Here is a 12,246-nt window from a genome sequence, read left to right as displayed (position 1 = left end):
CCTTCGCCGCAGCGCGGAACCCTGCCGTCAGATGATGCGGAAGTTCTGCCCCAGATAGACCCGGCGAACGTTTTCATCGCGCACGACCTCTTCGGTGGTGCCCGACATCAGCACCTTGCCGTCGTGCAGGATATAGGCGCGGTCCACGATTTCCAGCGTTTCGCGCACGTTATGGTCGGTTATCAGCACCCCGATGCCGCGGTCCTTCAGCTGCGCGACAAGATGGCGGATCTCGGCCACGGCAATCGGGTCGACGCCGGCGAAGGGTTCATCCAGCAGCAGGTATTTCGGATCTGCCGCAAGGCAGCGCGCAATTTCGACGCGGCGGCGTTCGCCGCCCGACAGCGCCAGCGCCGGGGCCTGCCGCAGGTGGCCGATGGAAAAATCGCCCAGCAATTCCTCCAGCCGTTCGCGCCGTTTATGGGGTTCGGACACGGCGATTTCCAGCACCGCCATGATGTTGCCCTCAACCGACAGGCCGCGGAAGATTGAGGCCTCTTGCGGCAGATAGCCGATACCCAGCTTGGCGCGGCGATACATCGGCAGCGCGGTCACATCGCGCCCGTCGATCAGCACCTGCCCGGAATCGGGCGGGATCAGGCCGGCGATATTATAAAAACATGTGGTCTTGCCCGATCCGTTGGGCCCCAGCAGCGCCACCACCTCGCCCCGGTTCAGATCCAGCGAGACATCGCGGATCACCGGCCGCCGCCGATAGCTTTTGCGCAGGCCGATGACGCGCAGGCCGCCTTCGCCCGGCGTAAGGCGCAGATCGGGCGCGGGGGCCATCAATTGCCCCCCGGCTGCAGGATGGTGCGGACGCGGCCTTCCATCTGGCCGGTGCCATTGTTCAAATCAACCGCCAGCCGCTGGCCGGACATCACGTTGGCCCCCTGCGTCAGCAGCACGTTGCCGGTCATCGTGACCCGGCCTGCCGCCACCTCATAGATCGCTTCGGCAGATTCGGCCGCATCGCTGGCCGATACCAGCGTCACCCCGCCCGTTGCATGCAGCCGGTCGATCCGGCTGTTGTCATTGTCCACATAATCCACCACCACCGTCTCGGCCTGCAACCGCATGTCACCCTGGACCACGATCACATTGCCGGTGAATGTGGCGGTGCCGTCGGTCTGATCGACCGCAAACGTATCCGAGACGATCTCGACCGGGGCGGTCGTATCGGCCTTGATGCCGCCAAAGGCCAGTTGCTGCGCCGCCGCGGCAAGCGGGGCAAGGCAAAGGCAAAGGGCAAGGGTCTGAATCAGGCGACGCATCGGAACCTCATTTCTCGGGCTGGTATATCAGCTTGACGCCATCCTTGAAAACAAGCTGATGCGTCACGCCCCCGTCATTCGAGATCAGGGCCATGGAACCGGCCTCGATCCTGCCCAGCGGCGATTGCGCCTGCACCGGGCCGGGCGCGATCATTTCGGATCGGTCGGTGCGCGCCTCAAGGCGCTGGGTGGTCAGCAGATAGCCGGTCGAGGTTTCTATCCGCACCCCGTCCGACAGGATCACATGCCCCGCCGATGGATCGATCCGCCCCGAAAGCGAAAACAGATCCGCCACCAGACCGCCAGCCGTTTCCATATGCGCCAGAAGTTTCGCGGCACTGGCCCCCGAACCGCCATCGGGATCGGGGCGTGCGGTTTCGGCGGTGATGCTCAGCGCGGCACCATCCTCGGTCATGCCGGCGAACTGGGGGGCGGTGACGCGCTGTTCGCGGGCCAGTTCCTCGACATTGATGCGCGCATAGGGAATGGCGGCGGTGGGGTCCACCCGTTCCGCCAGCAGGAAAAGGGTCGACAACAGCGCAAGTGCGGCCAGCGGCAGGGCGATCTTGGCACCCGCCACCAACCAGGAATGGCTGTTGTCATAGGCGGCCATCACGCCACCCCGGCGCGCAGGCAATCGTGGATGTGCAAGATGCCGACCGGTCGGCCATCGCCTTCGGGCGCCACGACGAACAGGCAGGTGATCTTGCGTTCGTTCATCACCGCGACCGCCCGTTCCGCCAGCGCGCCGGGGTCGATGGTGCGCGGATCGCGCGTCATCACCTGCACGGCGGTATGGGACAAAAGCCCCTCCATGTGGCGGCGCAGGTCACCATCGGTGATGATGCCGGTCAGCCGCCCTGCCGTGTCGGTGACCCCCACCACGCCAAAACCCTTGCGGCTGATTTCCAGCAGCGCCTCGCCCATGGGCGTGGTCTCATTGACCAGTGGCATCTGCAGGTGCATCAGGTCGGCCACCCGTGCCAGCCGCGCACCCAGCTTGCCGCCGGGATGAAAGGTGCGGAAATGTTCGGGCGTGAAGCTGCGATGTTCCATCAGCGCCACCGCCAGCGCATCGCCCAGTGCCAGTGTCATCGTGGTGGACGTGGTGGGCACGATGCCCGACCCGCAGGCCTCGGCCGCCTGCGGCAGCACGATTCCCACATCGGATTGCCGCAACAGGGTTGATTCCGCGCGGCTGGCCACCCCGATCAGCGGGATCGAGAAACGGCGCGTATGGGCGATGATGTCCGACAGTTCCGGCGTCTCGCCCGAGTTCGACAGAACCAGCGCCACATCATCCTGTGTCACCATGCCAAGATCGCCATGGCTGGCCTCGGCCGGATGAACGAATTGCGCGGGCGTCCCGGTCGAGGCCAGTGTTGCCGCGATCTTGCGCCCGATATGGCCCGATTTTCCCATGCCCGACACGATGACGCGGCCCCGTGCCTTCAGGATCATTTCGACCGCGCGGGCGAAACTGTCGTCCAGCGTCTGGGCAAGCTGCGCCAGGCCTTCGGCCTCAATGCTGATCACACGGCGGGCGGTGGCCAGATAATCAGTGGTGGAAGATGTCATTCGGCTCCTCCCATCCCAGAAGGTCCAGCCGGGCGCGCGTGGGCAGGAAATCGAAACAGGCCTGCGCAAGCCCGGTGCGGCCTTCGCGCACCAGACGCGTTTCAAGTTCCGCCTTCAGCCGGTGCAGATACAGAACGTCCGAGGCCGCATATTCCATCTGCGCCGGGGTCAGTTCGTCGGCACCCCAGTCCGAGGTCTGCTGTTGCTTGGAAATGTCCACCCCGACCAGTTCCTGCAACAGGTATTTCAGTCCATGCCGGTCGGTGAAGGTGCGCACCATTCTTGAGGCGATCTTGGTGCAGAAAACCGGGGCCGTGACGACGCCGAAGGCCGCATAAAGTGCGGCGATGTCGAACCGGGCGAAATGGAACAGCTTGACCGTTTCCGGATCGGCCAGCATCCGGCACAGGTTCGGCGCCCCGGTCTGGCCCCTGGCGATCTTGACCAGATGGGCGTTTCCATCGCCCGACGACAGCTGAACCAGGCACAGCCGGTCGCGTCGCGGGTCAAGGCCCATCGTTTCGGTGTCGATGGCCACGACAGGACCAAGGTCCAGACCTTCGGGAAGGTCGTGCTTGTGCAGATATACGGTCACTTCAAACCCCTGGCTGCGAGGGGTCCGGCGCCCGGGACGGCAACCCCCGCCGTGATGGCCCTTTCGGGCCGATGTCTCCGGTCAGTCCGGCACTGCTGGCGCGCACCACTGTCCGCGCCCGGATGGCTTTGCTTTTAGGCACCGCCTGCGGGCGCGTCAACGCTGCCACGCGGGCGACGGGGCTGGACAAGCCGCCATTCAGGCCCATCTTTGACCCTGAGCCACCACACGCCCCGCCGCGCAGGAGAGGATGATGACACCCTACGCCAAAACCCCCGAGGCCCTTGCCGCGCTTAGCCCCGAACAATTCCGCGTGACGCAGCTGAACGGCACCGAACGGCCCGGCACCGGCGAATATCTGCATAACCACGCCCCCGGCCTTTACGTCGATGTCGTCTCGGGCGAGCCGTTGTTCACCTCGGCCGACAAGTTCGAATCGGGTTGCGGCTGGCCCAGCTTTACCCGCCCCGCCACGCTGGCGCATGTGCGCGAACTGGCCGATACCAGCCACGGCATGACCCGGACCGAGGTCCGTTCGACCCATGGCGACAGCCATCTGGGCCATGTCTTTCCCGATGGCCCGCGCGACCGGGGGGGCCTGCGCTATTGCATCAATTCAGCCGCGCTGCGCTTTGTCCCGCTGCAGGAGATGGAGGCCGCAGGCTATGGCGATTATGTCGATCTTGTCAGGGGGAAATAGGATGACCGAGGAACGCGCCGTTCTGGCGGGGGGATGTTTCTGGGGGATGCAGGATCTGATCCGCAAGCGCCCCGGCGTGATCCGCACCCGGGTGGGATATAGCGGTGGCGATGTGCCCAATGCCACATACCGCAACCACGGCACCCATGCCGAGGCGATCGAGGTGATCTTTGATCCCGCGCGCCTGAGCTATCGCACATTGCTGGAATTCTTCTTCCAGATCCACGATCCGACCACGCCCAACCGTCAGGGCAATGACCGTGGCCCGTCCTACCGTTCGGCGATCTACCATACCGATGAGACACAAAAGCGTATCGCGCTGGACACGATCGCCGATGTGAACGCCTCGGGGCTGTGGCCCGGCAAGGTGGTGACCGAAGTGGAACCTATAGGTGATTTCTGGCAGGCAGAGCCTGAGCATCAGGATTATCTGGAACGCCACCCGAACGGCTATACCTGCCATTTCCCGCGACCCGGCTGGGTCTTGCCCAGGCGCGCGACCGGGTGATCAGCCGCCGCCCCGGCCCAGGCTGCCACGCGCGGGCCGGGCCACCGCTCAGCGGTTCAGCAGGTAGCTGACGATCCGTTCGGCGGCTTCCTCGGGGCTCATGCTGACGGTATCAACCTCGATCTCGGCCAGTTCGGGCAACTCATAGGGGCTGTCGATGCCGGTAAAGTTTTTCAGCGCGCCGGCGCGGGCCTTTTTGTAAAGGCCTTTCACGTCGCGGGCTTCGGCCACCTCCAGCGGGGTGTTGACGAAAACCTCGATGAATTCGCCCTCGGGCATCAGGTCGCGCACCATCCGCCGTTCCGACCGGAAGGGCGAGATGAAGGCCGTCAGCACGATCAGCCCGGCATCCGCCATCAGGCGCGCCACCTCGCCCACGCGGCGGATGTTTTCCACCCGATCGGCATCGGTGAAGCCCAGATCGCGGTTCAGCCCGTGCCGGATGTTGTCGCCGTCCAGCAGGAAGGAATGCTTGCCAAGGGCATAAAGCCTCTTTTCCACCAGGTTGGCGATCGTCGACTTGCCGGAACCGGACAGGCCGGTGAACCAGACCACCCTGGGCGCCTGGTTCTTCTGCGCGGCATGTGCCTGACGGTCGATTTCAAGCGCCTGCCAGTGGATGTTCTGGCTGCGGCGCAGGGCGAAATGGATCATCCCGGCGGCGACGGTGGCATTGGTGATCCGGTCAATCAGGATAAAACCACCCAGATCGGGATTTGCGGCATAGGCCTCAAACGGGATCGGCCGGTCGGTCGAGATGTTGCACACCCCGATCGCATTCAACCCCAGCGTCCGCGCCGCCAGATGTTCCAGCGTGTTGACGTTGATTTCATATTTCGGTTCGGTCACGCTGGCGGTCACCGTCTGGGTGCCCAGTTTCAGCAGATAGGGCCGGCCCGGCAGCATCTCGGCTTCGGCCATCCAGACCAGGGTGCATTCGAACTGATCGGCGACCTCGCAGGGTTCATCGGCCTGCACGATGACATCGCCGCGCGAACAGTCGATTTCATCGGCAAAGGTCAGCGTGACCGATTGCCCCGCCACCGCCTGATCCAGATCGCCGTCAAAGGTGACGATGGATTTGACCGTCGAGGTCTTGCCCGAGGGCAGCACCCGGATCGCATCGCCCGGCCGGATCGTGCCGGCACCGATCTGCCCGGCGAAACCGCGGAAATCGAGATGGGGGCGGTTGACCCATTGCACCGGCATGCGGAAGGCATAGTCCTGCATCCGCGCATCGTTGAGCGGCGCTTCTTCCAGATGGGCCAGAAGCGTCGGCCCCTGATACCAGGGCATATTGGCGCTATGCGCCACGATATTATCGCCCTTCAGCCCGGAAATCGGGATCGGCAGGAACGATTCCATCCCGATCTGTTGCGCAAAATGCGAATAATCCTTGACGATTTCATAGAACCGTTCGGCGGAATAGCCGACAAGATCCATCTTGTTGACCGCCAGCACCACGTTGCGGATACCCAGCAGGTGGACCAGATAGCTGTGTCGCCGCGTCTGCGTCAGAACGCCCTGACGCGCATCGATCAGGATCACCGCCAGATCCGCGGTCGAGGCGCCGGTGACCATGTTGCGCGTGTATTGTTCATGGCCCGGCGTGTCGGCCACGATGAACTTGCGCTTGTCGGTGGCAAAAAAGCGGTAGGCCACGTCGATGGTGATGCCCTGTTCGCGTTCCGCCGCCAGCCCGTCAACCAGCAGGGCAAAGTCGATGTCACCGCCCTGGGTGCCAACGGCCTTGCTGTCCTTTTCCAGCGAGGCCAGCTGATCTTCAAAGATCATCTTGCTGTCATACAGCAGCCGCCCGATCAGCGTGGACTTGCCATCATCGACCGAGCCGCAGGTGATGAAGCGCAGCATGGTCTTGTGCTGGTGTTGTTCCAGATAGGCGTCGATATCCTCGGCGATCAGCCGGTCGGCGACATAGGCGGGGGACTTGGGGGTCAGATCGGCGGTCATCAGAAATACCCCTCCTGCTTTTTCTTCTCCATGCTGGCGGCCTGATCGTGATCAATGGCACGGCCCTGACGTTCCGATGTGGTTGTCAGCAACATTTCCTGAATCACCTCGGGCAGGGTGGCGGCGGTGGATTCCACCGCGCCGGTCAGCGGATAGCAGCCCAGCGTGCGGAACCGGATCGACCGCATCTGCGGCACCTCGCCCGGCGCCAGCGGGAAGCGGTCGTCATCGACCATCAGCAACAGCCCGCCCCGTTCCACCACCGGGCGCGGCTGCGAGAAATACAGCGGCACGATTTCAATGCCTTCCAGATGGATGTATTGCCAGATGTCCAGTTCGGTCCAGTTCGACAGCGGGAAGACGCGGATCGATTCGCCCTTGCCCTTGCGCGTGTTGTAAAGCTTCCACAATTCAGGGCGCTGGTTCTTGGGGTCCCAGCGGTGATTGGCCGAGCGGAATGAGAACACCCGTTCCTTGGCGCGGGATTTTTCCTCATCCCGCCGCGCGCCGCCGAATGCCACGTCGAAATTGTATTTCGTCAGCGCCTGTTTCAGACCGTCGGTCTTCCACATGTCGGTGTGCAGGCTGCCGTGATCAAAGGGGTTGATCCCCTGTTCCAGCGCCTCGGGGTTCTGGTGGACGATCAGTTCCATCCCCGCCTCGCGCGCGGCCTTGTCGCGCAGATCATACATCGCGCGGAACTTCCAGGTCGTGTCCACATGCAACAGCGGGAAGGGCGGCGGCGCGGGGTAGAAGGCCTTTTTCGCCAGATGCAGCATGCAGGCCGAATCCTTGCCCACCGAATACAACATCACCGGGTTGTCGGCATTGGCCACAACCTCGCGCATGATGTGGATGCTTTCAGCCTCAAGCCGCTGCAGGTGGGTCAGCGTTTGCTGGCTGACCGGCGGGCGTTCATCAAATGTCATCGGCATCTTCCGCAAACGTGCATTTTGCCTGCAGGGCTTCGCAGATTTCCCCCCGGCTTCCAAGGTATAATTCCCGCCAGACGGGTATCGGGGGCGGTTTTCGCGCCTTTTTGCGGGGCGGATATTCCCCGCCGCCATGCAAAGGCGAAACACGGGTTCCGATCGCCTTGCACGGCAGGGAGCGGTGTTTGGCCCGGCGCCCGGCGCCCGGAAAGACGGCCCGATTTGCGCTGTGGTGGTAATCTGGTGGACGGAAAGAAAAAACCGCGCGGCTTGCACCGCGCGGTTTTTTAATGGTGCCCAGGAGAGGACTCGAACCTCCACGCCTTGCGGCACACGGACCTGAACCGTGCGCGTCTACCAATTCCGCCACCTGGGCAGGTGTCGTGAGGGGCGATTTACAGAGCCGCCGTGACAGTGTCAACGGGGGTTCTGCAAGATTTTTTCCGCAGCGATCCACGACCCCCCCTTTGCCCTTGTTCCGCTTGGGCCTTGGCGCTAATCAGGGGGCGGATTTTCGGGAACGAAAGGCAGTCGGCCATGACAAAGCTGGTCACGATCTACGGCGGTTCGGGATTTGTCGGGCGCTATATCGCGCGCCGGATGGCGAAAGAGGGGTGGCGCGTGCGCGTCGCCGTGCGCCGCCCGAATGAGGCGCTTTTCGTCAAGCCCTATGGCGCGGTTGGCCAGGTGGAACCTGTTCTGTGCAACATCCGTGATGATGCCAGTGTGCGGACCGCAATGCGCGGCGCCGATGCGGTGGTCAATTGCGTGGGCGTCCTGGTCAACGAAGGCCGCAACAAGTTTGACGCCGTGCAGGCCGAAGGCGCCGGCCGGGTCGCACGGATCGCCGCGGAAACCGGCGTGCCGCGGCTTGTGCAGATTTCCGCGATCGGGGCGGACGGCGGGTCCGAAAGCGCCTATGCCCGCACCAAGGCCGAAGGCGAAGCCGCCGTGCTGGCCGCCTATCCCGATGCGGTGATCCTGCGCCCGTCGATCATCTTCGGGCCCGAGGATGGCTTTTTCAACCGCTTCGCCGGCATGACGCGCTTTGGCCCGATCCTGCCGGTCGTCGGCGCCGGGACACGGTTCCAGCCGGTCTATGTGGACGATGTCGCCCGCGCCGCCGTTGCCGGCGTTCTGGGCGCCGCCACCCCCGGCATCTATGAACTGGGCGGGCCGGATGTGCGCCGCTTCCGCGACCTGATGGCGGACATGCTGAAGGTCATCAACCGCCGCCGGCTGGTGATCAACACCCCGTTCTTCGCAGCCTCGATCATCGGCGGTCTGTTCGATTTCGTCCAGTTCATCACCGGCGGCCTGGTTACCAACCGGGTGCTGACCCGCGATCAGGTCAAGAACCTGCGGACCGACAACGTCGTGGCCGAAGGTGCCCGTGGCTTTGCCGATCTGGGCATCACGCCCACGCCGATGGCCGCCGTTCTGCCCGACTATCTGTGGCGGTTCCGGCCCGACGGGCAATATGACGCAATTCATGCCTCGGCCAAGAACCTGCGCAAGCCGTCCTGAATGGAACATGCCACGCTTGTCGCGGCGCTTCTGGGTTTTCTTGAAGGGCTGACCGAGTTCATTCCCGTGTCCTCGACCGGGCACGTTCTGCTGGCCGGGCATTTCCTGGGATTTGAAAGCACCGGGCGCGCCTTTGAGGTGGTGATCCAGCTGGGCGCCATCCTTGCGATCCTGGGGGTCTATGCCAAACGCCTGATCGAGGTGTTCGGCGCCGCCCCCCGTGACCCGGCCGCCCGGCGTTTCATCCTGTCGGTTCTGCTGGCCTTCCTGCCGTCGGTCGTGATCGGGGTGATGGCACATGGCTTCATCAAGACGGTGTTGTTTGAAACCCCGGTCCTGATCGCGGTGATGCTGATCATTGGCGGGTTGATCCTGCTGATGGTTGACCGGATGAACCTGACCGTCACCGAGGACGACGCGATGCGCCTGCCCCTTGGCACGGCCTTCAGGATCGGTCTGTGCCAGTGCCTTGCGATGGTGCCGGGGGTGTCGCGGTCGGGTGCGACGATCGTTGGCGCCATGGCTTTTGGCGTATCCAAACGCGCGGCGGCCGAGTTTTCCTTTTTCCTGTCGATGCCGACGATGGCCGGTGCCTTTGCCTATGATCTGTACAAGAATCGCGACGTGCTGTCCGCGGACGATCTGAACCTGATCGCGGTGGGGTTCGTCACGGCCTTTGTCGCCGCGGTTTTCGTGGTCCGCGGGCTGCTGGCCTTCGTGTCGCGCCACGGCTACGCGCCCTTCGGATGGTGGCGAATCATCGTTGGAAGCATCGTTCTGATTGCCCTGGCGATATAAAGGTAATTACTGCTGACCTATTTTTTGAGAATTTTTTGATCCACTGGGCGCATCAAGGGAAAATTCCTGCGGTTAGGTCAGTACAGCTGACTTTTATTTGAATCGGCGCCGATGTAGCACTGCCCCACCAAGAATGGAGGGCGCAGCCATGGCTCAGCAACGCATGCTCAAATTCGTCTCGACTCCGAAGGAAATGCCGGAGAAGCGGGATGCCATCCAGCGCGCCCATGATTTCCACGAAATCTACCGCGAATTCGCCGATGCCAAGGCGGCCGAACAGGCCAGCCGCTGCAGCCAGTGCGGCGTGCCCTATTGCCAGGCGCATTGCCCGCTGCACAACAACATCCCCGACTGGCTGCGCCTGACCGCCGAGGGCCGGTTGCAGGAAGCCTATGAGCTTAGCCAGGCCACCAACACCTTCCCGGAAATCTGCGGCCGCATCTGCCCGCAGGACCGCCTGTGCGAAGGCAACTGCGTCATCGAACAATCCGGCCACGGCACGGTGACGATTGGCGCGGTGGAAAAATACATCACCGACACCGCCTGGGACATGGGCTGGGTGCAACCGATCAAGCCTGTGACGGAACGGGCCGAAAGCGTGGGCATCATCGGCGCGGGGCCGGGGGGGCTTGCGGCGGCGGACGTGCTGCGCCGCGCCGGGGTGCAGGTCACGGTCTATGACCGCTACGACCGCGCGGGCGGGCTGCTGACCTATGGCATCCCGGGCTTCAAGCTGGAAAAGGACGTGGTGATGAACCGCATCGGCCAGCTGGAACAGGGCGGCGTGCAATTCGTGCTGAACTGCAACGTAGGTACCGACATTTCCTTTGACGCGATCCGCGGCAAGCATGACGCGGTGCTGATCGCCACCGGCGTCTACAAAACCCGCGAACTGACCGACCCGGGCGCCGATGCCGCCGGCATCGTGCGGGCGATCGACTATCTGACCGCCTCAAACCGCAAAAGCTTTGGCGACGATGTGCCGGAATTCGACGATGGCACGCTGAACGCCGAGGGCAAGCGTGTGGTGGTGATCGGCGGCGGCGACACGGCGATGGATTGCGTGCGCACCGCGATCCGCCAGGGGGCAACCAGCGTGAAGTGCCTGTACCGCCGCGACCGCGCCAACATGCCCGGCAGCCAGCGTGAGGTGCAGAATGCCGAGGAAGAGGGTGTCGAATTCGTCTGGATGGCCGCGCCCAAGGGCTTTGTCGGAAACCCCGTCACGGGGGTTCAGGTGCAGAAGATGCGCCTTGGTGCCCCCGATGCGACCGGCCGCCAGGCCCCCGAGGTGATCGAAGGCGCCGACTATCTGGAAGAGGCCGGCCTGGTCATCAAGGCCCTTGGCTTCGAACCCGAACACCTGCCCAAACTGTGGAACACCGACGGGCTGGAGGTCACCCGCTGGGGCACCGTGCGTGCCGATTTCGGCACCCATGCCACCAGCCTGCCGGGCGTCTATGCCGTGGGCGACATCGTGCGCGGCGCAAGCCTTGTGGTCTGGGCGATCCGCGACGGGCGCGAAGCCGGGGCCTCGATCCTGTCGTTCCTGGGCCAGCCCGCGATGGTCGCCGCTGAATAGCGCCACCTGCACATGTGCTTTGCGGGTCCCCGTGACCCGCTTTTCTGGAAGGATCGCAAGATGTTCGGCTTTCGCACCTTCGCGGCATTGATGGGCGGGCTTCTGGCCGCCCTGCCCGCGCACGGCGCGACCTTCACCCCGCCGCCGGGCTGCACGCTTTTGGTGACGGTGCAATATCGCCAATGCACCGTCGCCAATCACTACGGTTGCGCCAGCGACACCCCCGGCGACCGCTGGATCGCCTATGGAGACGGGCAGGGCCTGTTCTTCACCAGCCGCATCGACACCGAAACCCGCTGGATGGAATCGATCAGCCATGCCACCGGCGAGGTTGACTGGCTGGACGAAAGCGGATCCGCGGATCACGCGTCCTTCAGCGCGCTTCTGGCGACGGGGCGGGACGATTATGATTTCGTCACCGACAGCAACACCGGCACGCAGACCCGCTATCGCGGCTTTGACCGGCTGACCGGCGAAACGGTGACGATCGACGGCGTCCCGCTGGAACGCTGCGAATTCGACCTCAGCGCCTTTGACGCGGCGGGCAATTTCCTGTCGCGCCGCAGGGGGATGCAATTCATCAACCGCGACATGCGCCTGTTCCTGTCCGACAGCGAAATCTTTGAAAACGCGGTCGGCGACCGCGTGACCACGACCCAGCCGCCCGTCCTGTTCGCCTTTCCGGGCGACGAAGGTTTCGGCGCGGCAGAACCGATCCTTGATTGCGACGCGCTGATGACCGGCACGCCCGCCCCCCCTGTAAGACCCATCCTGTAGGAGG

Annotated in this window: 13 protein-coding genes and 1 tRNA gene; 6 read left to right on the top strand and 8 right to left on the bottom strand. The window is 63.8% G+C overall.

Annotated elements, in window-relative coordinates; translation table 11 throughout:
- Nucleotides 1-27: 27 nt before the first annotated feature.
- Genes lptB through ACK8OU_RS03865 form a run of 5 tightly spaced genes read right to left on the bottom strand, consistent with a single transcriptional unit; the run spans nt 28 to nt 3,447 of the window.
- Entirely contained in the window at nt 28-789 is a 762-nt protein-coding gene (gene lptB, locus ACK8OU_RS03885) for an LPS export ABC transporter ATP-binding protein (RefSeq protein ID WP_410302079.1), read from the bottom strand.
- Nucleotides 789-1,274, bottom strand: a complete 486-nt coding sequence (gene lptA, locus ACK8OU_RS03880; protein ID WP_410302078.1) for a lipopolysaccharide transport periplasmic protein LptA — start codon at nt 1,272-1,274, stop codon at nt 789-791. Before lptA ends, lptB begins: the two co-directional genes overlap by 1 nt.
- Before the next feature lie 7 nt (nt 1,275-1,281).
- Nucleotides 1,282-1,887 (bottom strand): hypothetical protein, encoded by a 606-nt coding sequence (locus tag ACK8OU_RS03875; RefSeq protein ID WP_410302077.1) that lies wholly within the window; start codon nt 1,885-1,887, stop codon nt 1,282-1,284.
- On the bottom strand, nt 1,887-2,852 hold the full coding sequence (locus ACK8OU_RS03870) for a KpsF/GutQ family sugar-phosphate isomerase (RefSeq protein WP_410302076.1): 966 nt from the start codon (nt 2,850-2,852) through the stop codon (nt 1,887-1,889). The genes ACK8OU_RS03875 and ACK8OU_RS03870 overlap by 1 nt, the downstream gene beginning before the upstream one ends.
- Nucleotides 2,833-3,447 (bottom strand): ribonuclease D, encoded by a 615-nt coding sequence (locus ACK8OU_RS03865; protein WP_410302075.1) that lies wholly within the window; start codon nt 3,445-3,447, stop codon nt 2,833-2,835. The genes ACK8OU_RS03870 and ACK8OU_RS03865 overlap by 20 nt, the downstream gene beginning before the upstream one ends.
- Before the next feature lie 253 nt (nt 3,448-3,700).
- Between ACK8OU_RS03865 and msrB the strand changes: the two genes are divergently transcribed.
- Complete coding sequence (gene msrB, locus ACK8OU_RS03860; RefSeq protein WP_410302074.1) at nt 3,701-4,147, top strand: peptide-methionine (R)-S-oxide reductase MsrB; 447 nt, start codon at nt 3,701-3,703, stop codon at nt 4,145-4,147.
- Between the two features lies 1 nt (nt 4,148).
- Entirely contained in the window at nt 4,149-4,655 is a 507-nt protein-coding gene (msrA, locus tag ACK8OU_RS03855) for a peptide-methionine (S)-S-oxide reductase MsrA (protein ID WP_410302073.1), read from the top strand.
- Between the two features lie 48 nt (nt 4,656-4,703).
- Here the strand turns inward: msrA and cysN are convergent, their stop codons facing one another.
- The 3 genes from cysN to ACK8OU_RS03840 form a co-directional block, all read right to left on the bottom strand.
- A complete protein-coding gene (gene cysN / locus ACK8OU_RS03850) occupies nt 4,704-6,626 on the bottom strand; it encodes a sulfate adenylyltransferase subunit CysN (protein WP_410302072.1) in 1,923 nt (640 codons plus the stop codon).
- Nucleotides 6,626-7,561 (bottom strand): sulfate adenylyltransferase subunit CysD, encoded by a 936-nt coding sequence (gene cysD, locus ACK8OU_RS03845; RefSeq protein ID WP_458524348.1) that lies wholly within the window; start codon nt 7,559-7,561, stop codon nt 6,626-6,628. Before cysD ends, cysN begins: the two co-directional genes overlap by 1 nt.
- Nucleotides 7,562-7,849: 288 nt before the next feature.
- A tRNA-Leu gene (locus ACK8OU_RS03840) sits at nt 7,850-7,934 on the bottom strand.
- A 161-nt stretch (nt 7,935-8,095) separates the two neighbouring features.
- Here ACK8OU_RS03840 and ACK8OU_RS03835 point away from each other — a divergent pair.
- From ACK8OU_RS03835 to ACK8OU_RS03820, 4 genes are all read left to right on the top strand, one after another.
- Entirely contained in the window at nt 8,096-9,085 is a 990-nt protein-coding gene (locus ACK8OU_RS03835; RefSeq protein WP_410302071.1) for a complex I NDUFA9 subunit family protein, read from the top strand.
- A complete protein-coding gene (locus ACK8OU_RS03830; RefSeq protein WP_410302070.1) occupies nt 9,086-9,883 on the top strand; it encodes an undecaprenyl-diphosphate phosphatase in 798 nt (265 codons plus the stop codon).
- Between the two features lie 148 nt (nt 9,884-10,031).
- On the top strand, nt 10,032-11,465 hold the full coding sequence (locus ACK8OU_RS03825) for an NAD(P)-dependent oxidoreductase (RefSeq protein WP_410302069.1): 1,434 nt from the start codon (nt 10,032-10,034) through the stop codon (nt 11,463-11,465).
- Nucleotides 11,466-11,525: 60 nt separating this feature from the next.
- Nucleotides 11,526-12,242, top strand: a complete 717-nt coding sequence (locus ACK8OU_RS03820) for a hypothetical protein (RefSeq protein ID WP_410302068.1) — start codon at nt 11,526-11,528, stop codon at nt 12,240-12,242.
- Nucleotides 12,243-12,246: the final 4 nt, after the last annotated feature.

Origin of the sequence: Pontitalea aquivivens (assembly GCF_046507575.1) — a bacterium.
GTDB lineage: Bacteria > Pseudomonadota > Alphaproteobacteria > Rhodobacterales > Rhodobacteraceae > Pontitalea > Pontitalea aquivivens.
This window is presented reverse-complemented; position numbering and strand designations above follow the sequence as displayed.

Bases quoted from the DNA above. Each gene is read 5' to 3' on its own strand.
- lptB (WP_410302079.1), bottom strand. From the start codon at position 789: ATGGCCCCCGCGCCCGATCTGCGCCTTACGCCGGGCGAAGGCGGCCTG.
- lptA (WP_410302078.1), bottom strand. From the start codon at position 1,274: ATGCGTCGCCTGATTCAGACCCTTGCCCTTTGCCTTTGCCTTGCCCCG.
- ACK8OU_RS03875 (WP_410302077.1), bottom strand. From the start codon at position 1,887: ATGGCCGCCTATGACAACAGCCATTCCTGGTTGGTGGCGGGTGCCAAG.
- ACK8OU_RS03870 (WP_410302076.1), bottom strand. From the start codon at position 2,852: ATGACATCTTCCACCACTGATTATCTGGCCACCGCCCGCCGTGTGATC.
- msrB (WP_410302074.1), top strand. From the start codon at position 3,701: ATGACACCCTACGCCAAAACCCCCGAGGCCCTTGCCGCGCTTAGCCCC.
- msrA (WP_410302073.1), top strand. From the start codon at position 4,149: ATGACCGAGGAACGCGCCGTTCTGGCGGGGGGATGTTTCTGGGGGATG.
- cysN (WP_410302072.1), bottom strand. From the start codon at position 6,626: ATGACCGCCGATCTGACCCCCAAGTCCCCCGCCTATGTCGCCGACCGG.
- cysD (WP_458524348.1), bottom strand. From the start codon at position 7,561: ATGCCGATGACATTTGATGAACGCCCGCCGGTCAGCCAGCAAACGCTG.
- ACK8OU_RS03835 (WP_410302071.1), top strand. From the start codon at position 8,096: ATGACAAAGCTGGTCACGATCTACGGCGGTTCGGGATTTGTCGGGCGC.
- ACK8OU_RS03830 (WP_410302070.1), top strand. From the start codon at position 9,086: ATGGAACATGCCACGCTTGTCGCGGCGCTTCTGGGTTTTCTTGAAGGG.
- ACK8OU_RS03825 (WP_410302069.1), top strand. From the start codon at position 10,032: ATGGCTCAGCAACGCATGCTCAAATTCGTCTCGACTCCGAAGGAAATG.
- ACK8OU_RS03820 (WP_410302068.1), top strand. From the start codon at position 11,526: ATGTTCGGCTTTCGCACCTTCGCGGCATTGATGGGCGGGCTTCTGGCC.